Annotated in this window: 19 protein-coding genes and 1 riboswitch; of the genes, 5 read left to right on the top strand and 14 right to left on the bottom strand. The window is 45.9% G+C overall.

Annotated features, from left to right (window positions below; all coding sequences use genetic code 11):
• Positions 1–135 precede the first annotated feature (135 nt).
• From JUB15_RS11640 to JUB15_RS11610, 7 genes are all read right to left on the bottom strand, one after another.
• The gene (locus tag JUB15_RS11640) at positions 136–1878 is read right to left on the bottom strand and encodes an SBBP repeat-containing protein (protein ID WP_207512658.1); all 1743 of its coding nucleotides are present in this window, start codon (positions 1876–1878) and stop codon (positions 136–138) included.
• Between the two features lie 434 nt (positions 1879–2312).
• Entirely contained in the window at positions 2313–3389 is a 1077-nt protein-coding gene (locus JUB15_RS11635; RefSeq protein ID WP_207512657.1) for a fatty acid desaturase family protein, read from the bottom strand.
• A 470-nt stretch (positions 3390–3859) separates the two neighbouring features.
• Positions 3860–4243, bottom strand: a complete 384-nt coding sequence (locus JUB15_RS11630) for a DUF3037 domain-containing protein (RefSeq protein WP_207512656.1) — start codon at positions 4241–4243, stop codon at positions 3860–3862.
• Positions 4221–5015, bottom strand: coding sequence for a HipA family kinase (locus JUB15_RS11625; protein ID WP_207512655.1), 795 nt, complete (start codon positions 5013–5015; stop codon positions 4221–4223). The genes JUB15_RS11630 and JUB15_RS11625 overlap by 23 nt, the downstream gene beginning before the upstream one ends.
• A 150-nt stretch (positions 5016–5165) precedes the next feature.
• Positions 5166–5573, bottom strand: a complete 408-nt coding sequence (locus JUB15_RS11620) for a hypothetical protein (protein ID WP_207512654.1) — start codon at positions 5571–5573, stop codon at positions 5166–5168.
• A 417-nt stretch (positions 5574–5990) separates the two neighbouring features.
• A complete protein-coding gene (locus JUB15_RS11615; protein WP_207512653.1) occupies positions 5991–6413 on the bottom strand; it encodes a lipocalin family protein in 423 nt (140 codons plus the stop codon).
• Positions 6414–6814: 401 nt separating this feature from the next.
• Positions 6815–7369 carry a hypothetical protein gene (locus JUB15_RS11610; protein WP_207512652.1) on the bottom strand — a complete coding sequence of 185 codons (555 nt, stop codon included), beginning with the start codon at positions 7367–7369 and terminating at the stop codon, positions 6815–6817.
• 854 nt (positions 7370–8223) lie between these two features.
• On the opposite strand from JUB15_RS11610, the gene JUB15_RS11605 reads away from it, so the two are divergent.
• Positions 8224–9045, top strand: a complete 822-nt coding sequence (locus JUB15_RS11605) for a hypothetical protein (protein WP_207512651.1) — start codon at positions 8224–8226, stop codon at positions 9043–9045.
• Positions 9046–9239: 194 nt separating this feature from the next.
• Here the strand turns inward: JUB15_RS11605 and JUB15_RS11600 are convergent, their stop codons facing one another.
• Entirely contained in the window at positions 9240–9812 is a 573-nt protein-coding gene (locus tag JUB15_RS11600) for an alpha-L-fucosidase (RefSeq protein ID WP_369411537.1), read from the bottom strand.
• Between the two features lie 277 nt (positions 9813–10089).
• Here JUB15_RS11600 and JUB15_RS11595 point away from each other — a divergent pair, with 277 nt between their 5' ends.
• Positions 10090–11139 (top strand): LLM class flavin-dependent oxidoreductase, encoded by a 1050-nt coding sequence (locus tag JUB15_RS11595; protein WP_207512650.1) that lies wholly within the window; start codon positions 10090–10092, stop codon positions 11137–11139.
• A 112-nt stretch (positions 11140–11251) separates the two neighbouring features.
• Here JUB15_RS11595 and JUB15_RS11590 read toward each other — a convergent pair whose 3' ends face one another.
• A complete protein-coding gene (locus tag JUB15_RS11590; RefSeq protein WP_207512649.1) occupies positions 11252–11722 on the bottom strand; it encodes an inorganic diphosphatase in 471 nt (156 codons plus the stop codon).
• 185 nt (positions 11723–11907) lie between these two features.
• Between JUB15_RS11590 and JUB15_RS11585 the strand changes: the two genes are divergently transcribed.
• Positions 11908–13065 carry a sensor histidine kinase gene (locus JUB15_RS11585; protein ID WP_207512648.1) on the top strand — a complete coding sequence of 386 codons (1158 nt, stop codon included), beginning with the start codon at positions 11908–11910 and terminating at the stop codon, positions 13063–13065.
• Positions 13066–13122: 57 nt separating this feature from the next.
• Here JUB15_RS11585 and JUB15_RS11580 read toward each other — a convergent pair whose 3' ends face one another.
• Positions 13123–13752, bottom strand: a complete 630-nt coding sequence (locus tag JUB15_RS11580) for a YciE/YciF ferroxidase family protein (protein ID WP_207512647.1) — start codon at positions 13750–13752, stop codon at positions 13123–13125.
• Positions 13753–13854: 102 nt separating this feature from the next.
• Positions 13855–14919 carry a KGG domain-containing protein gene (locus tag JUB15_RS11575; protein WP_207512646.1) on the bottom strand — a complete coding sequence of 355 codons (1065 nt, stop codon included), beginning with the start codon at positions 14917–14919 and terminating at the stop codon, positions 13855–13857.
• 411 nt (positions 14920–15330) lie between these two features.
• A riboswitch (TPP riboswitch) is annotated at positions 15331–15463 on the top strand.
• A 202-nt stretch (positions 15464–15665) separates the two neighbouring features.
• On the opposite strand from JUB15_RS11575, the gene JUB15_RS11570 reads away from it, so the two are divergent.
• Entirely contained in the window at positions 15666–16025 is a 360-nt protein-coding gene (locus JUB15_RS11570) for a response regulator transcription factor (protein WP_207512645.1), read from the top strand.
• 311 nt (positions 16026–16336) lie between these two features.
• Positions 16337–16726 carry a response regulator gene (locus tag JUB15_RS11565; protein WP_207512644.1) on the top strand — a complete coding sequence of 130 codons (390 nt, stop codon included), beginning with the start codon at positions 16337–16339 and terminating at the stop codon, positions 16724–16726.
• Here JUB15_RS11565 and JUB15_RS11560 read toward each other — a convergent pair.
• Genes JUB15_RS11560 through JUB15_RS11550 form a run of 3 tightly spaced genes read right to left on the bottom strand, consistent with a single transcriptional unit; the run spans position 16697 to position 20429 of the window.
• The gene (locus JUB15_RS11560; RefSeq protein ID WP_207512643.1) at positions 16697–17752 is read right to left on the bottom strand and encodes a glycosyltransferase family 9 protein; all 1056 of its coding nucleotides are present in this window, start codon (positions 17750–17752) and stop codon (positions 16697–16699) included. The genes JUB15_RS11565 and JUB15_RS11560 overlap by 30 nt on opposite strands.
• Positions 17749–18729: a glycosyltransferase family 2 protein gene (locus tag JUB15_RS11555; protein WP_207512642.1), complete on the bottom strand. Its 981-nt coding sequence runs from the start codon at positions 18727–18729 to the stop codon at positions 17749–17751. Before JUB15_RS11555 ends, JUB15_RS11560 begins: the two co-directional genes overlap by 4 nt.
• Positions 18726–20429 (bottom strand): carbamoyltransferase family protein, encoded by a 1704-nt coding sequence (locus JUB15_RS11550; RefSeq protein WP_207512641.1) that lies wholly within the window; start codon positions 20427–20429, stop codon positions 18726–18728. Before JUB15_RS11550 ends, JUB15_RS11555 begins: the two co-directional genes overlap by 4 nt.
• Between the last annotated feature and the right edge of the window lie 156 nt (positions 20430–20585).

Raw genomic sequence — 20585 nt, 5'->3', positions numbered from 1 at the left:
TAACAGTAGTTATATGCCATTTTCATAAGGAACATGTGAACCAATTAGCTAATATGCTAATGTGCAAATGGAGGCCTGCCCTCACAGTGTTAGCACATTAGCATATTAGACCAGCTCCCGGGAAAGTAACTTGATTTATTTGATCACACTTATTTTGCCGGTTTGGCTCCAGGCTGTCGTACCTGATCTTACCGTGATGCGGTAAACGTAGATGCCTTTCTGGAGTGTAGTTACATTGAAGTTTATGTTATGGAAACCCGCCGGTTTGGTAGCGTCTACCAGCGTTGTTATCTGCCTGCCCAACAGGTCAAATACCTGTATAGAAACCCGCCCATCAACCGGCAGTTCGTAAAATATTTTAGTGGTAATAGCAGCCGGATTGGGCGCAATTGCCACCTGGAAGCCCGCTGGTATTGTATTATTGCCGGGTTGGCCTATTCTGCCTGCGATAATAGCAGCATCGGGCTCACATGGTTGTGAATATTTGATAGTTGTAATATCGAAACCGGTGCCAACACCTGTGCTCAATCCGGTTACATACACATTGCCTTTCTTGTCAACGGCAATAGGGTGAGAAGAATAAAAGCCTATAAATAACCCTCCGGGGCCATCGTTACCATTAGCGGGGCCATTATATCTGGCCACCGATTGCTCATCACCTGCCCCACTGTATTTAATGGTTGCAAAGTCAAATGCAGTGCCAATACCAGTGCTTCGCCCGGTTACATATACATTACCATCTTTGTCAAGGGCCAGGGCGATGGCCTGGTCATGATCATTCGCAGGGCCATTATACCTTCTTACCCAAACTTCCTGCCCATTGGCATCATATCGGATGGTGGCATAGTCATAATTCGTTTCAATAGGCTCAGCCGCGCTGTAACCTGTTACATATACATTTTGTGAAGCGTCAACTGCAAGGGATAATGCATCGTCAATAGAATTGCCGGGACCGTTGTATCGGGCTGACCAAAGCTCAGTTCCGTTGGTATTGTACTTAACAGTAGCATAATCGTTGGCGTCTTCGAGATTACTGCCGGCACTGCGCCCGGTTACATATACATTCCCCGATTTATCTACCGTTATATCCAGCGCTTCATCATAAAAATTTCCCCGGAAGGGTCCATCATATCTTCTTACCCAAAGTTCCTGTCCTTTTTTATTATATTTAATGGTGGTATAATCCATATCCTGCTCATCCACATCCAGGCCTTCAGGGCTTCTGCCTGTCACATACACATTTCCATCCTTATCCACGACTAAAGCATTCGATTCTTCGTTATTTCCTGGACCGTCATACCTGGCCACCCACTGCTTTTGTCCATTCTTATTATATTTAATGGTAGCATAGTCTGAAGTGTTATCATTACCCACGCTGCCGCCCGTAACATATACGTTACAATCTTCATCCACCCTTATTGCCTTGGCCCAATCGAACCCATTGCCCGGGCCGTTATACCGCGCCGACCATTGTCTAACGCCAGCTGAATTGTATTTTACGGTAACGAAATCAAAACCGGTTCCATTACCTATACTTCTTCCCGTTACATAAGCATTCCCATTGCCATCCACGGCAATTGAAAAGGCTTCGTCGTCACCGTTCGCAGCACCATTCCACAAAGCTTTCCATTGAAGCACGCCGGCGGCATTGTACTTTATGGTTCTATAATCCAGACCTGTTCCGGTGCCGGTAGCTGTTCCCGTTACGTATACATTTCCATGTTTGTCTATGGCAAGAGACCTTGCCCCGTCTGTACTGTTGCCTGAACCGTTGAAACGCGCTGCCCATTCCTGCGTTAATTGGGCAACACCAACGTTTGTAAGCAAAATAAATGTTGAAAAAAAACAGCACTTTCCGAAGAGTAGTCGTTTTTTCATAACCAGCAGTTTTAAATGTTATAAAGGAATGCATTAGTCTAGGGCTGGGAATCCTTTTTCAATGAGTATCCTGGCAAATTAAAGCAGACCTGTAACGGGTAAGCGGACTCTTTCGGGTGAAAAGTGTGGAGTATTGGAGTAAATCAGGCGTGTAGTGCTTTAGGAATGGATATGAATTTATTGCAGGTGCATGTACCCCGGCAATCATTTACAGTAACAAAGTACGGTTATTTACAGAATATATTCAATGGAGATTCTACTGATATATATCACTTAACCGTATTTAGCTAAACCCTGCTAATGTTGGAATAGAGTGGTTGTTGCACCGGCTTTGGGTAGAACTAAAATGAAACAACCTGTAACCCCGGGGCCGGGGATCACAGGTTGTCAGAGATATCTTTGAAGTCCTGGAACGTGTAGCGTGTTTTCAGCTGTTAAGCCGGCTTCCTGCCCAGTTCGCGGATCATCCGGTAATGCGAGGCTATTGCCTGCTGCATCGTGGGAAATTCGTTGTACGTGATATTGAACTGGCGGCAGGTTTGCTTTACGATCCGGTTGATGGCCGGATAATGCACGTGACTGATCCGGGGGAACAGGTGATGTTCTACCTGATAATTCAATCCGCCCACAAACCAGGAAATAAATTTATTGCGCGGAGCAAAATTTGCGGTGGTCTTAACCTGGTGGATGGCCCACTCATTTTCGATGGTCATATCCTCCTGGTGATCATAATGCACAAATTCGGTATGTTCTACCACATGCGCTAACTGGAAAACCACGGCCAGTGTTATACCCAGTGTCAGATTCAGGGCAATAAAACCGAATAACCACGGCATCCAACCCAGCCACAGGATAGGAAATACTATGAAAAAGGCTGCGTATAAGGCTTTACTTAACCAGAAGATGACATGCTCCTTAAAGTCCATTTTTGTCATGGGCGTATTATGCACTTTCTGGTTGAAATATTTAGTGAAATCCATCACAAAGAACCAGGCCAGCGACGTAAAAGCGTATAACAGGAAACCATATATATGCTGGTACCGGTGTGGCGGAAGCCATTTTTGGGTAGAACATTGCCGCATCAGGGGGCTCAGGGCAATATCATCATCAACCCCGTCGATATTGGTGTAGGTATGGTGAACGATATTATGCTTGAATTTCCAGATGTAGGTATTACCACCCAGCAGGTTTGAACTGAGGGCCATCAGGTTGTTTACCCAGCTTTTGCTCGAATAGCTGCCATGACACGCATCATGCATTACATTAAATCCGATGCTGGCCAACACAAATCCCAATAAACAGCAAAGCACTATTGCCAAAGCGGCAGGCATAGGTAAAAAAAGCAGCAATGCATAAATGAGGATGGCCGCAGGCGCCAGTATGACCGTTTTGGAATATAATTTCCAGTTACCGGTTTTTTTCAATTGCTGAGAAGCGAAATACTGGTCAACAGAAGATTTTAATGTATTGAAAAAGGTCTTGTTTTTATTATTAAAGGTTACTTTATGCATAATAATGCCAAAAATTAATTTTTGTATCGACTTTAACTACTAAATAAAATGCTGCTACCAGGAGAGCCTTTATTGTTGGTGAGGGTAAATACGTCTGATTTAAAAGCGTCGCAAAGGTAAAGAAAGAAATGTTAAAGAACCCCCATTTCATAAATGATTTCAAATTGATAATTATCACGTTATTGTGGATGAGCGCCGCCGGGAAAACCAGCGGTTACGGACATGGATAAAAACACTGAATGTGGTAGAATGTTCATATGACGGACACCAGAAATTCATGCTCAAATGGTTTTTAACAGCACAGATTTTATATTGTCAAAAAGTACAAACTCTATGCCATGAAGGATATTGGAATTTTTATTAAAAAATGTAATATAAAGAACGAAAATATACAATAAGGATTGTGCATGAAGCTACAAATCGCATACCTCAGTTACAATGCGGGCACAACCCGGGTGTTTCTAATTTCACTACAATACTAATTGTTCATGTAATCGTGTCAATGCGGTCAGGGGATCGCTGCAAAAGCCCGGATGCACACGCGAAGTTTGTAAAATGGTGCTCCGTTGTGCGGTCAGCCACCGGAAACGGGAAGGCATATCGAGCAGGGCTATGGGACCGCCGTTTTTGTCGCCCTTACAAATGCGGTCGAATGCCTGCAGGTAGGACTGAATTTCAGGGATATCCGCTTTTTCATCCAATGCCCGCACCCGGTTCTCGTTTATGGTGTACAGGGTTTGCAAAAATTTCAGCTCTTTACAATACAGGATAATGCCCACATTGCAGAATTCTTCGCGTTCCACCTTAGGCACCATACGAATGACAGCGTACTCAAATAAGTATTTTTCGTGCATGTTGGGCTTCTTTAACAAAAATGGGTGACGATGCAATTCGGGTAATTAAAAAATCGGCGTATACCTGGCGGCGTTCCGCAACGGATGCTTCTTCCAGGTCGGTCGACAGCCATTCGTCGGGCAACAGATCAACAATAGCGCGGATACGTTCTTCCGTAAGTACCGGTCGAAATGCTGCGTCCACTTCTTCCAGCTGGGAGGCCTGTGGCAACAATACATGGTCTTTTATCTGTGCAAAAGGTTTTTGCGCCTGTTCTTTCCAGTTTTGCCAGTTATGGTGAAAGTATAAGGTAGCGCCATGATCGATCAGCCATAATTCTTTATGCCAGATAAGCATATTGGTATTCCGGGGCGTGCGGTCTACATTCATCAGTAAACTGTCGAGCCATACAATTTGGGAGGCCAGGCGGGCATCGAGGGTGGTCACTGCCGGGTCGAAGGTAATGGCGCCTGACAAATAATGCAGCGCCAGGTTCATGCCAACACTTGCTTTCAGCAGATCCTGAATCTCTTCATCAGGTTCCGTACGCCCAAAGGCAGTATCCAATAACGCGAAAACAATTTCAGGAACTTTTATTCCCAAAGCACGGGCTATTTCACCGCCGATCAGTTCGGCGATCAGCGCTTTGATCCCCTGCCCTGCCCCGCGGAACTTCAGCACATACATAAAACCATCGTCTGCTTCGGCAATGGCAGGCAGTGAACCGCCTTCGCGCAGCGGCGTCACGTAACGGGTTACGTTCACTGTTCTTACTTCTAATTTTGACGGCATAAAAAATGGGGCTAAAAATAGGGATAAGTTGACAAGATAACAAAGCCGGCTTTAATAAAGGGGTGACGACAAACACGTACCTGCAAAAATAACCTGCAAAAAAAATCCCCCGGTTTAGCCGGGGGACTGTTGTATGTATGAAAAGTCGAACTATTTCTTATAATTAGCCCATAATTCATCATACTCATCTGCGGCATATTGGTACTTTACATACAATTGCAGATCAGCACCGGAAATATTACTGATCTTAAGTGTGTCCTGGCCCTGCAGGATAAGATTTGAACCATCTACTTTGTAAGCGGTGGTATCTTTATAAGGGCCGTTCATATCGATACCCTGGATATACAGCTTTCCATCAGTTTTAAATTCAATGGTTTCGTAACCTGAAGGATATAAAGTTGTATCGCGATGAGGGGCATTGCTATAAAATTGGTTCTCATAATGGCTTACGAGGGTCCATTTTCCAATGATCTGGTCACTGGATGATTTTTTATCGTCTTTTTTACAGGAAAAAACCAGGGCCGATAAAGCCAGCATAGATACGATCGTTTTTTTCATTCTTAGGTCGTTTTCGGTTAATTGTTTTTGTAATTATTGTTATGGGTCTTTTGTAAGGCAGGTTAAGCGTACGAATACAGGTGAATAACCGTCGCGTTTATATTCAATCAGACTTATAATAAATTTATTTCTTTCAGCGACTGTGGTGGTTTGTGTTGTTCACATCAGGTCAGGTGTGCCAACTTCTGATTATGCCAATGGCGCGACAAGGTATACGCGGATCGTAAGCAGCCGGGGTTGTTTTTCATGAATATGGTATGAGTATGCAAAAATATATAAATAGCCGGCTTATGCAAGTACTGTTACAAAAATGATGAAAGATCAGCGGGAGGTCCAAAATACGGCAAACGCGTTCCTGCTTGCATATATCGGGCAAAAAAAAGCCCCTGTTAACAGGGGCTGGAATAATGGAAGGTGTTATTGCTTTTTATAATTGAACCAGTATTCTGTGTATTTGGTGGAGGAACTGATGAGCTTTTTATAGGCCTGTAACGAAGAACTGGAAATAGTAACGAGCTTAAAAGTGTCAGCCAATGCTTTCTGTTTTATTATCACGTTGGAACCGCTTATTGAATAATCACCCGTATCTCTGGCAGCACCACCGGCAGTCATCACATATATATAAGCTTTTCCGTTGCTGGTGAATTCCCAGGTTTGGATGCCAGCAGGAAATTTTGTTGTATCGCGTTTGCCAACATTATTGGTAACTACATTCCGGTACTGGCTTTCCATACTCCATTTTCCCACGATCAACTCATTGGTTGAATCTTTATCATCATCCTTGCTACAGGAATAGACCAGGGCTGCAAATGCCACCATGGACAGGATCATTTTTTTCATTTGATCAGTTTGTTTTGAGTTATTGATAAGTAATATAGCGGGGAACAGTCAATACCTATATAACACCGTTCTGAAATGGCACATGCGCTGCGGGCGTCCAAAAGCGTTATATAAACGGTTCAATACATCTCGTGTTGTTAGATCGGCTGGCTTATAGCCAAAACCACGCCAAATTCATAACTGATCAAAGTGTATGGCGGCGGTAAAGAATTTCTTCGGTTATAGTATGGAGCAGGTGAAGATGTACATAATACAATTAATTTTTATAAAAGATAATAGTCAGGATATTAAGCCGTGGTTTTAATTGTCATTTTAGCTATGGCGCGTATGTATAATAAAAAGGTGAGCCACTCTTTGGAATGACTCACCAGTTATCTGGCGTTTTTGCACGCAGATTATACTTATTTATCGCTTAAAGCAACTCCTAGTGATACGCGGGTATCATTCATGAACAGGTTCAGGGCAGTAGGTTTGGCGCCTGCAGGAATTTTGTAAGTCCATTCTTCCTGTTTGGAAGTAGCTTCCGGTTCTGCCCGTAAATGATCAGTGGCGTTGTCACAGGTAATATTGGTTCCGTTATCCAGTTGTAAACGTGATTTGGTATAATCCATAAACACCCCATTTCCTTCTCCGATCTGTTGTTTATTCGTGAGCGTAAGCTTAAGTACCAGCTCAATACCATTGTCTTTACCATCAGGATCGGTCAATGCCATGGCGGTAGCGCCGTTCACTTTCACAAGCGCTTCTTTTTTCTTACCCAAAATAGCCGTATCGGGTGTGGCTGTTACGTTGTATTCCTTGGGCTGATTGGCTGCAGCGGGTTTTTGTTCTTCACTGGTGGCAGCAGTCTGGGTTGCGCCAGTGGCTTCATTGGTTTCTTCTTTTTTGCCATCATTTTTACAGGCAGCAAATGCAAGGACAGTGGCCATAGCGCCCAGGAAAATTACTTTTTTCATAAAATGTTTGAGGTTTTAGTTTCAATTGAAAAGCATGCAAATAAAATGTATTTTAAAAGGCGGCCATATTAACTGTTCAAGAATACCTGCTTTTCAGCGTGGTCATTGACAAGTGACATGGCCATACCCGGATGCCTGAACGCTTTACAAAGCTTCATGCCATTCGGGCCCTTTACAGATCATTTCATGCATACAACGTTATATGTATCGCCGTGGGCGATTTTGTTACAACTATCAGTGAAACGAAATTTTTTATTGAGGTTCAGCTACGGCATTCATGAGCAACTTAACATTAACTTTACCTGGCTACTTTTCAAGCCGTTGACTAGCCAAAGGCCAAAGCTGAACTTAAAAAAGGCTGAAATTTCCCCCTACACTGCCGCACAGTAGCATTAACTTTTTGTTGCCTGTTCCTTACCCCACGGTTACCCCTGGGCCGGGTTTGCCTCGTACCTGCTTCGCTGATGTTTCGTACATGTTCCGTACATGTCTCGTATATGTGCCGTACATAACCCGTTCCTTTAAAGATACGGGACATGTACGGCAAACCGATGAAAAACATAGCTGAGACGATGGGGAAATGGGCGAATCAGATACGAAGCAGAGGCGATCCTGGATTGGTACAAGGGTAAACAAATGGAAATAACCTGGTAATTGGGAGTGGCGAAGCTGTAACGCTGCGGAAGGGTTATAGGATATGTGTATCCATTTAATGTGTAAAAGATAGATAACCTGAATGATAGAACGAAGTTGAGATATTTTCATTAATTTGCATGTGTTGTTTGGGCAGCGAGATGTTGCAGTTCGGAAATGAGCAGCTGCCAACATGCTAATCAACCATTAAACCAACTGTTATGGGAAAATTTGAACCTCCGTTTTCTTTTACGGGCACAGTAAGTAATATTTCTGTATATAAGGTCCGCGGGTCTGATAAACCCGTCGTACGAATGAAGGGTGGGCCTACCAAAAGGCAAATTGAAACGCGGGCCTCCTTTGCCACCACCCGGAAGAACAATAAGGAATTTGGCGGAAGAGCCCGCATTGCGGGACAGGTGTTGGAAGCGCTCCGCCCACTCAAATACCTGGGTGATTTTAATCTGGCGGGTCCGTTAAACTCCTTGTTTATACCTATACAGGCGCTGGACACCGAACATCCGCATGGAGAGCGCAATGTTGAACTCAGTAAAGCGCCAGGCCTGCTGCAGGGTTTTAACCTCAATCGCCGCACCCCTTTTGAAACCATAGTAGCCAACCAGCTTGACTACACGTTGTCAAAAGAAACGGTGAAAGCGTCCATCACTTTTCCGGCGCTGATGCCTGGCATCAACTTTTTCCCGCCCGGTAAATATTCCTGGTACAGGTTTATTGCTGTTTTAGCTACTGTAGAAGACATGTTTTATTCAAATGGAGAATATCAGCCTGAGCATGGTGCAAATCGAGAGATGAATATGTATACGATCGAGGAAACAGACTGGATGGCTGTCACGCCCCGCAGTGAACCATTTACAATGGAATTAAACAAGCTCGGTACGTATTATGAGCGAGCTGCTGATAGAAAGCAGTTCAATCGCCATAGCCTGTTGCTGGCAGCAGGCATCGCTTTCGGCAATATGCCTAAAGGCCAGATCCAGATGGTAAAATATGTGGGTGGCGCTAAGATCCTGGCGATGGCTTAAGGAGGCCGACCTTCGCCAAGGCTTGGGCGGGCAGGGAGGCAAAGTCCAGTCCGGTCAACATGTTTTTATGTTTGCAATCTCCTTAGCGGTTCTTTCGTTTGCCGTTTCACGTTTGCCGGTATTCCGTTTGCTCTTACATGTTTGCCGTTTCACATTTGCCGGTTTTCCGTTTGCCGTCTCACGATTATTGACTACTAGCCCTTTTCCACCACAATAATAGTATCCGCCCCATCGGGCGAAATACCTTCTGTTGAAATGGCGACGCCATTCTTTTGTTTGGTGAATTTCACCGGTGTATTGCTGCCCAGTAATTTCACTTGCTTGATCTTAAGTTTTGTATCAGGCAGTAAGATGGTATTTCCTTCCGGTGCTTTGAATAAATGCAGGTAGATCAGTTTTCCCTTTTGCGTGCTAACTCCCCAGGTTTGTGGCGGCAGTGGTCCGCCCCGGGTGCCATAGATACTTTCGCCATATTGCTGCAGCCACTTCCCTGCCCCGGCCAGCGTATCAACAAATTCTGATTGTATCAGTCCTGTTGGCATTGGTCCAACGTTCAGCAACAGGTTGGCATCACGGCCGGCAGCGCTTACCAGCAACTGCACTACCTGTTTCACTGATTTGTAGTTTCGGTCAGTGATATTATAGCCCCAGGCGCCATTGATCGTTTCGCAGGTCTCGAGCGGCATGGCGTCGGAAGGTTTTTGAAAGCTTAGTCCCGATTTGTTCTCACCCGGCAGGTCCCTTTCAAACATCTGGAAATCTTCCAATGAACAGATTGGCAATGGCTAAAGCAATGTGTTTCATGGCGTGAAAATAAGTTGTTTTGCAGTTACTTCCCCAGAGTATAGTGAACCAGATATAAACATTTTTAGGATACATTTGGTTATTAAATGCAGAAAGCTGAACGCAGAACGCCGAACGCAAAACGCAAAAGCAGGTTGTTTTTATATTTCGCGTTTCAGAGTTAAGGCATTCTACCACGAAAAAGCAAGTCGTTTTGTATTAAGCGTTATGCGTTAAGCGTTTAGCGTTAAGCATATAATTATGGAAATAGGAATAAGCACATTCGTTGAATTAACGCCCGATCCTGACACGGGGGCAACCATCTCGCAGCACCAGCGCATGCGCGATCTGATGGAAGAAGTAGCGCTGATGGACCAGGTTGGACTGGATGTTTTTGCGGTCGGTGAACATCACCGGCCCGATTTTATCGCATCCTCGCCTGCTGTTATTCTTGCAGCAGCTGCTGCTAAAACAAAAAACATCAAACTCTCCAGCGCCGTGACCGTTCTGAGTTCTGATGATCCGGTCAGGGTGTTCCAGGATTTTGCCACAGTTGACCTGTTGAGCGATGGCCGTGCTGAGATCATGGCCGGCCGGGGTTCATTTATTGAATCTTTTCCCCTCTTCGGCTATGACCTGAATGATTATGATGACCTCTTTGCCGAAAAGCTCGACCTGCTGGTAAAACTCAATAAAAGCGAAAGAGTAACCTGGAAAGGCAAACACCGGCCGGCGATCGATAACCTGGGTATTTATCCAAGGCCGTATCGGCCTGAACTGCCTGTATGGGTAGCCGTGGGTGGAACACCGCAATCGGTCGTGCGGGCCGCTAATTACGGCTTACCATTGGCGATGGCTATTATTGGTGGCAGTCCGGAAAACTTTGTGCCCCTGGCGCAACTGTACCGCAATACTTACAAGAAAGCGGGACATGATGAACAAAAATTGCAGTTGGCTGTACATTCACATGGTTATATAGCCGAAACCTCGCAACAGGCGGCTGACGAATTTTATCCTTCCTACAATCATGTAATGACCCAATTGGGTAAAGAACGTGGGTGGCAGCCCATGACGCGGCAACAGTTTGAAGCCATGCGCAGCAAACGGGGCGCCCTGCTGGTAGGCAGCGCCCAGGAAGTGACCGAAAAAATACTATATGAACAGGAAATACTCGGTTTAACCCGTTTTCTGTTACACATCAGTGTGGGCACCATGCCGCATGCCAATGTTATGAAGGCCATTGAGCTGCTTGGAACCAAGGTTGCGCCCGCGGTTCGAAAACACAGTCCCCCGCCTACTAAAAGTTCATAGTTCATAGTTTACAGTTTAAAGTTCCCTGAACTTTAAACTGTACTTTAGGCTTTGTACTTAAGACAAAACTTAGACTCTTAAAACTTTGAACTTTGAACTTTAAACTTTGAACTCAAAGCTTTGAACTTTGAACTTGTTCCATCGCCTGCAACGCATTCAATTCTGTTTCCCAGTTAACCGTTTTTCCTTCCGCCTGAAGGTAAGTGGTAAAAAACAGCTTGATGCTATCGATTAAGGCCGAGGGCAGATCTTCCAGCGTCGTGATCTGCTCATAGGCTGAGCTTTGCTCCAGTACGCCAATATAGCGATCGTTGCGGAAAGATTTCCTTGCATATGTTTGCATAGCAGGCAGGCAGCCAACGACGCGTACATCCATTACGCAACCCGGGAAGCCGTTGTATTCAGAGATCACCATTATGTCCAACGGGTCGCCGTCTTCTCCCCGCGTGCCGGGAATAAAACCAAAGTCAAAAGGGAATACAAGTCCGGCAGCGAGCACTTTCTTAAAACGGAATAATTTCAGGTCCTTATCATAGGTATATTTCTGCGCACTTCCTTTGGGTGTTTCAACGATGATGTCCATGGCAGCAAATTTGATGTGTATTTAAACACTATGTCTTCAAATGACATACCTTATTTTAATTTGATTATGTAACCACCATCATTTTGAGAATCATTTGAATAATTTATATTTGGGCTCCGTACTCCATAAGCTCTTTTCTAACGTACTACAGGTGCCGCATACATACAAACTCTAAATACCTTTCCATGCAAAAAGATACTCAGAGGGACCATGCTCTTGCTAATTTATATGAGATACTCAATGATTGCAGTATTGACCGGGTGATGGCTATTGATGATCAGGGGCGGGTTATTGCCTGGAACAAAACAGCCGCAGCGGTAACAGGTATTGAAAAGGAAGACATTGTTGGAAGATATTATTTTGAGGTGTTCCCGCAATTGCAGGAAGACCCGGAAATGATCGAAGCTATCGAATTTGCGATGCGGGGCAAGAAAACATATCTGCCCGCACGGCCCGGTTTATTGAACCGCCAGAATTACGAAAATCATTTTATACCCTTAAAAGATGACGACGGTCATGTAAAAGGGGTGATGAACATCATGCATGACGTATCGCACCGGGAAAAGGCCGAGAAAAAATTACAGCAGTTGAATGAAGCGCTCGAGCTCAGGTATCGCCAATTGGAAACTGCTTCTACTGAGATGGCCACGTTCACATACATTACCACCAATGATATAAAGGAACCATTACGGCATGTTTATACAGCCTTTGAGCTGCTGATGAAATCGGAAGGAAATGCTTTGTCGAATGGCGGCAAAGCCAATATCCGCCGGATACAGGCTTCATTGAACCGCATGAACCTGATGCTGGATGATATCAGCGCACTCAGCCAGATCAACAGCTTTAACCAGGAGCGAAAGACCATTGAGCTGGACGAGATCTTTAACCATGCGGTTTATAAACTACAGCATAAAATAGCGGAAAAGCAGGCGGTGGTTACGGCCGGTAAACTGCCGGCCATTCGGGGATATAAAGAAATGCTTCAAACGCTGTTCTATAATCTCATCGACAACAGCCTGAAGTTCCAGGCGCCCGGTAACCAACCGCGGGTGACCATTTCGAGCCGGCTGGTGCAGGGCGATGAATTGCCTGCCGGCTTTAGATCGACCAACAAAACAATGGTACTTTTGACGTTTACTGATAATGGTATCGGTTTCGATCCGGCAGACGCCCACCGCATTTTTATTATGTTTGAAAAGATGCATCCCAAAAGCCAGTACCATGGTTCCGGCATGGGGCTGGCGATAGCCAAAAAGATCGTTGAAGCGCATGATGGTATTATCCAGGCGATCTCGCAGCTAAACGACGGCGCCACTTTTGAATGTTATTTACCTGCTGAATAAAAAAACTAACCCCTGCCAATGCAGGGGTTAATTTTTTGCTCTGCGGGAATTCCAGGGCTATACTACCCATATTTTTTTATCCCAGTTATAGGCGCCTTCGTGTTCGGCTTCCACGTTGATATATGTTTCGGCGATATCTGTCAACAACTGATCGTTCATTTCTTCTTCAGCCAACGTTTTATCCAGTATATCGGCTGCTCTTTCCATACCCATGGTCAATGCCAGCGCCACCAGTCCGCCATAAGAAGCGATCTCATAATGTTCTATTTTTTGTGCGGCGATGATCAAAGCGGCATCGCGGGTCATGGTATTTTCTTCAGTTTCGCGGATAATGGTTCTGCATTCTTTAATGAGGCCATCCATGGCTTCACATTTTTTCCCCTCCGGTTTTTGTCCCACCATGTGAAAGATCTTTTCAAGCCTTTTCACATGCCGCCGCGTTTGCTGAATGTGATCGTCTATCGCATCTTCCAGCTCTTCGGTGGTAGCGGCGGCTTTTACTTCGGGCAATGCCTGGATCAATTCCTTTTCGGCATAATACATATCCTTTATCTGGTCGATAAAAAATTTCTGCAGGTAAGATGGCGATTCATCGGCGCCTTGCTGCATACCGCCCTTTTTTTTGCTTTCAGTCGTTTCCGGCATATGACCGTTTTTATGTTTGCCTGTTTCTGTAGCCGTGGCCATATTATAAAGTTTTATGGTGTTTATAAATTAGTGAATGGAAAGGATAGAGCAAAACGCCCTATCCTTGCATTATAAACCCTGTCTTATTCACACCAGGTATATTTACCTGGAACTGCTTCTGCTGCGATTGCTGCTGGAACCTGAGCGGCTTTTGCGGCCGCTGGATCCGCTTTGTTGTGAACGGCTGCGGGATGAGGAGCTGCTTTTACTGCCTGAACGGCCCTGGTTGGAACGGTTGCGTGCTTCTCCACCCATACTGGCTATGCGGCGTACCTGGTCTTTAGGCATGCTGGCAAATCCACGGCGGGAAGAACCGCCTCTTCCTTCATCTTCATCATAATCGTCTTCTTCGGACTGCTGTCCGCGCTGGCTGCCAAATCCCTGGCGGGAACGGCCCTGCATCTGCCGGCCTCCATATTCATCTTCATCCTCTTCATCTTCTTCAATATACCATTCATCTTCCTCTTCTCCGCCGCCATACTGGCCCTGCATGCCATAATCATCATCGTCGTCATAATCTTCATCGAATTCCTGTTCCTGTCCGCGATAGCGGCCCTGCATACGAGACTGGTTATAATCTTCATCATAGTCTTCATCATAACCCTGGCCCATGCGGCCCTGCCGGCCATAACCGCCCTGTTGGCCGCCATAACCACCCTGCATGCCGCCATAGCCACCTTGCATACCACCGTATCCACCCTGCTGACCTCCGTATCCACCTTGCTGGCCACCATATCCGCCCTGATGTCCGCCCCAGCCACCTTGCTGACCACCCCAGCCTCCTTGCTGGCCATATCCGCCCTGACGTCCCCATTCACCTTCCTGACCATATCCGCCCTGGTTGCCGTATCCTTGTTGTCCATATCCGCTATAACCACCTTGCTGTTCTCTGTATCCGCCACGTCCATATCCCCCTGATCCACCAAAACCACCCTGCTGACCTCTGTGTCCACCTTGCTGACCATATCCTCCCTGCATTCCTCCATAGCCTTGTTGACCGTAACCTCTTTGCTGTTGCCAGTCTTCCTGCTCGTAACCGCCTCCCTGCATTCCTCCATAGCCTCCCTGCTGGCCATAACCTTCATTACGTCGCGAGCCGAAGCGACCACGGCTTCTTTCATTTTGGCGGCCGGAACCCTGGCTGCCCTGGCGATCTCTTCTAGTCATAATTAAAGTGTTTAATCGTTAGAAAATGTGAACCATATACTGCAATTTTAATGCTCACTGGATTGATTACTTTATTGTTGTAAACACTGATCAACTATTTATGAACTGCTCCTGTACAAACAACGTTTGTTATTATACGTTATATATCAAATTACCGGTGCCTGACATCGATATTTAAACTGTAATTAATAAATGGAACACGTCTGTAGCAGAAGTGTGTGAACAAACGGCGAGCTAGGGTGAGAGAACCGTTCGTGAATAAAGCTATTTACAAATCATTAAACATAAAAAATATACCCCAGAAAATTTTTTTGTTGAACCCGGTGCTGAGATATTTCCACAATATGCCCCAGGATCGTTTGAGTTAAAGCGGGCATTTGCTGGCACGTGTTTTATATAAATAATGACAAATATTCTTCAAGGGGGTGGTTAAATAAAATGAGAAGAATCCGTGAGGAACCTACTCATGAAAATTGAACCTGAGAACATACCCCGACAACCTGATCTGGATAATGCCAGCGAAGGGACTGAAGAATACATGAGGACTCCGGTACAGCCGGAGTCTTTTTTTATGTCCTTTTTGATGGGCAATATACAACCATCGGAGGCCGGTTCAGGCTTGCTTATTGCAGCGGATAGCATTTAAAGCACGGTGGTGAAAATGGTATGGAAGGAGCAGATCATTAACATTGATTAATATTGCATTGCCGTTCCACCAGCAAGCGTTATGTACACATTTCATTCATATGAGAAAAGTAACCATCATTGAAGACGATCCCGCCATATCCGACGCCATAAATATTTTATTTACCCGCGCGGGTTTCAACCCGGCCACCTATCCAAACGGCAATTTTATTTTAAATGGTGAGTATGACATTCCCGATCTTTTTATCATCGACAAACAATTGTCGGGGGTAGATGGACTGGAAATTTGCAGGCACCTGAAGCAATCTCCCTCAACGCAGCATATACCTGTGCTCATTTTGTCGGCAACGCCCCATTTACGTGCGCTGATAAATCAGGCCGGGGCCGATGCTTTTCTCGAAAAACCATTTTCCAACCAGCATTTGTTACAATTGGCGGAAAAACTCATAAAAGGGCATTGAAGTTTTTGCTGTTTGAACTATTCAGGGAACTGAAATCAGCTAAAATAATTTTTTTTCATTGCCAAGTAGAGGTATCTTTATACCACCTACGGTTCAACCTACTCTCCGTTTGTTCATACATCTTTTTTGTTATTGTATATTCCCATCACTCTTTTTTATCAACCCTTAATGGCTTTATACGTGAACTGTGTTTAGCAGCAGCATTTATTAATGCAACTTCCCTGCTTTTTAGAAAAGGGAGCGGTATTGATTGCTGATAAAACCCTGAAGCCCATGCTGCCTGAAATTAACCTTGTTCAAAAGACAGTTGTATGCAAAAAACAATTTTACTGGTAGACGATGATGAAGAGGAGTATTATATTATCAAACTGGCATTGGAAATGGCTAAGAACGATTGCCGTTGCATTTGGGCCAGCAGTTTGGAAGAGGCTACTGAATTGCTAAAAGAACTACAGCCTGATTTTGTATTTATCGATATCAATATGCCCAAGCATGATGGTTTTTGTTGCCTGAAGCATTTAAAACAGGTGGAAAAGCTGCATCGTGCAGTGTTTGTAATATATTCCACACATATCAGCGAGGCAGACCGCAAGATGGCTTTGCAGTCAGGGGCATCCTATTGCATTCATAAACCGGAAAATATTCATATGCTGCTCGATGAACTGATGATCCTATTGAGCAACAAAACCCATTGCTCCTAATTGTATGGCCACCGGTTTCGATAAGCTTATTTCTTTTTTCTGTTCCATCAGGATGAGGTCACACAGCCGGTGATATACTTCCGTAAATGATTTTCTCTTTGTCCAGTCAAAAACATGATGAAGTTCGTGATTTAACGGCCCCCAGCGGTGCGGTTCGCCATCCATGCTGATGATAATACTGGGCGTTTTGGTGGCGGCCGCAATATGCGATACGCCGGTACAATTAGCGATGAGCAGGCTGGCATTTTTTATGAGCGCGGCCACAACGCCCAGGTTTGTTTTGCCGGCCAGGTTGATCGCCTTATGCTGCATCAGCGCGGCAACATAATCTGTAAGATACTTTTCTTCTGCCGTGCCGGTGAGCACCACGCGATACCCGTGCTGGGCACAGTGATCGGCCATGGCGGCAAAATAACAGGGCGGCCATTGCCGGGCCGAACTTCTTGAGCCGGGATGCACCACAACATATTTTTCATAATGTACAAAGGGTGCTACTTCCTGCATGCTCTCTTCCTCCTCGTCGGTTATAGGAAACTCCAGCTGGGTACCGCTGTCCGGAATGCCCAGGTGTTTCATCAATAACAGGTGGCGGTTTATTTCGTGCACTGTTTCGGGATATTCTGTAAACCATTCGGCATCCATCTGGCAATCATGGCGATGAAAGCCGGCCAGCCGCCGGGCACCCAATTGCTGTAACATGTCGTTTACAATCGTGCCGTTTCCCTGCATTTGTATAATGCAATCGAATTGCTCCCCGCGCATCTGTTCCACAAACTGGTCCCAGGCTGTTTGCGAGAAGGGTTGTTCCGGCAGGCCGGGGTAGCCGGGGAAAACAATATGCCGGTTGATATAGTGGTTGTACCGTTGAACAAAAGAGCCCGCCCAGGGCAGACCTAATAGCGTGATTTCTGCCGGTGGGAACGCTTGGCGCAAAGCCCGGAATGCGGGCACAGCGCAGAGCATATCGCCTAATTGCAAAGCCCTGAGCAGGGCGATCTTTGGTTTTTCAGTGGTAAATGTCATCATACAAAAAAGGTCTTAAATTTTACAGCGCCATACAAATTCCAGTAAACGGATATTACCGGAATTACGGCAGAGGTAAAGATCATTTCTGCCACATGCGGCAGGCTGCGGGAAGTGTCCTTCAGCCGCTTCCAGGCAAACCAGCCGGTGAACATCATCCAAACTGCCATGCAAAAAATGGTCCCCGGCCTGTTGTGAAAAGCGAATACCAGGGCCAGCAATAGCAGGCAGGTAATTATATAATAATACCGGGGCGGCCTTTCCATCCTGCTTTTTTCATACAGCCGTGTATGTTTTTTATACAGGAGGGCATTGAACATGCTTTTCTTTTGTTCCTTAATGCTGATACCCCAGGAGGCTGCCCGTACCGGATGTACGATCACGGCTTCGGGCACTTTTATAATAGGAATATTCTTTTCACTCAGGTCAAATTCGAGGGCTGTGTCTTCCCGCCAGGCCATCGTAAACTCTTCATCCAGCCCGCCGGTCAGTTCCAGCGATTTGCGGCTGCAGGCGCAGTTGGCGGTCACGAAACGCGCCCTTTCGAGCTGCGCCGTGTTTTTTTCATAGTCGGTAGGTATGCCCGACAGCGGCACAATGATCCGGCCTGAAAAGGCAATGGCTGTATCGCGGTATGGGGTATACGCTACCCAGTATTTTTCCAGGCATTCCGGTTGTGGAACGCAGTCATCATCGGTAAAAACAATGAGTTCGCCAAGCGCCTTACGCCAACCGGCATTCCGGGCAGCGGCAGGGCCTTTTTTCACCGGTAATGAAATGCAGGTTACGGCTACCTTGCCCCGGTATGCCCTGAGCCATTGTTTCATAAACCGTACGGTAGCAGGGTCGGGTCCGTCGGTTACAATTATGATCTCGTAAAAAGTTTCAGGCATTGTTTGTTTGGCCAGGGCCTCCAGGCAGCGTTGTACCAAAGCAGTGCGCTGCCAGGTGGCGATCACAACAGAGACGGAAGGTTTCATGCAACTGCATTTTTTTCCAGTAAAAATGAATTAATGACCAACGCATCAAAAGGTGATGTCCAGAAACAGGCAATGGCATCCTTGGGTGAACAAACGATGGGTTCGCCCCTGGTGTTGAAGGAGGTATTGATGAGCACCGGCACGCCGGTGAGTTTGTTGAACTCGTACAACAGATCGTAATACAGCTGATGTTGCTTTTTGTTGATGGTTTGAATACGCGCGGTTCCGTCAACATGCCGTACTGCCGGTATTTTGTCGGCTTTGTCGGGTTTGATGTTGTACACGAACAACATGAACGGTGAAACGGTTGCATTCTCAAACCACTCCCCTGCCACTTCCTCCATCACTACCGGGGCTACAGGCCTGAAGTCTTCGCGGTCTTTTATTTCGTTCAGTTTTTGCTGCATGGAGGCTTCTGCGGGTGAAGCCAGGATGGAGCGGCTGCCCAATGCCCGGGGGCCGAATTCCATTCTGCCCTGGAACCAGCCTATGACCTTATTCTGTGCCAGGATCCTGGCGGTTTCAGCTGCTACATTGTTCAGCCGGCGGTAAGGGATCTTCATCCATTGCAACAGGTTCTCTACGTCGGCGTCTGAATACGCTGGTCCCCAATATGCATGTTCCATGGGCTGCGCCGGTGTGCCGGCATTGAATTTCCGGTCAATCCAGATGGCGGCGCCGAGGGCTGTTCCTGCATCGCCTGCTGCAGGTTGTACCCAGACATTTTTAAAGGGGCCTTTGTCCCTGATGATCGCATTCAACACACAATTCAGGGCTACCCCGCCCGCCATACAAAGGTTTTCCTGTTTGGTTTCTTTATATAACCAGTGCGCCAGTTCCAACACGGTTTCTTCGAGCACCTTCTGCAAGGAATGGGCAATATCAAAATACCGTTGTTCAAATGTCGCTCCCTTTTTGCGGGCCGGTCCAAACGCTTCTTCAGGAGAAAAATCATCTATGGTATAACAACCTTTGCCATCCAGATGAATAAAGGACCTGAATTTATCGAGGTATACCGGCTTGCCATAAGAGGCCAGTGCCATCACTTTATATTCGTCGGATGAGTGCAGGAAACCCAGGTAGGTTGTCATTTTTTCATACAACATACCCAGTGAATGCGGCATACATACTTCGCCCACTTTCTGCAGCGAGTTGTCTTTCCCCACAAAATAGCTGGTGCTGGCCAGTTCACCACGCCCATCCAGTGTTAAGACCGCCGCTTCCTTAAACGGTGAAGGAAAAAAAGCGCTGGCGGCATGGGCAATATGATGCTCCACGAAATGCCATCTTTCCGGTTGTATAACCATCCCGGACAAACGCTTCTGCAGGTGATGGGGATAGCCATCGCGCAGATGCTGGGGCGCCTGTTGCATATAAGACAGGAACAGGTCGTTCCATTGTTCGGAAAATATGCTTGTAGCAACATTGTTGTTGCCGTTGGCTTTTTGCTGATGGTTGTTTAGCAGCGAAGGGTCGAAGGAATAGGCGATGTGATCGACCTCTTTCATGGTAATGCCGGCTTCCTGCAGACAATAATCTATTGCATGGAAGGGAAGTTCATATGCCGAGAATGGGATGGGCCTTTTGCCATGTTTGATATGCGTGAAGCGTTCGTCCTCTGCGGCGGCAATCAAAACGCCATCTTTTATGAGCGCAGCGGCCGAGTCATGGAATGCTGCATTAATTCCGAGTGTATACATGCGACGGGAAATTTTTATGATTATGGTTATTAATTGGCGAACGCATCAAATACCTTACCCAAGTGAATTATGCCATTTGTCTATGAAAGTTGTGGACATAACGCCTTATAAAAAGTTGAAAGTCAGAGAAGCGTTTCTCTATTTCCACATGTTCAT

This window comes from Longitalea luteola (genome assembly GCF_017356035.1).
Classification (GTDB): domain Bacteria; phylum Bacteroidota; class Bacteroidia; order Chitinophagales; family Chitinophagaceae; genus Niastella; species Niastella luteola.
Note: the sequence above shows the minus strand (reverse complement) of the source record. Positions and strands in the feature narration are given on the sequence as shown.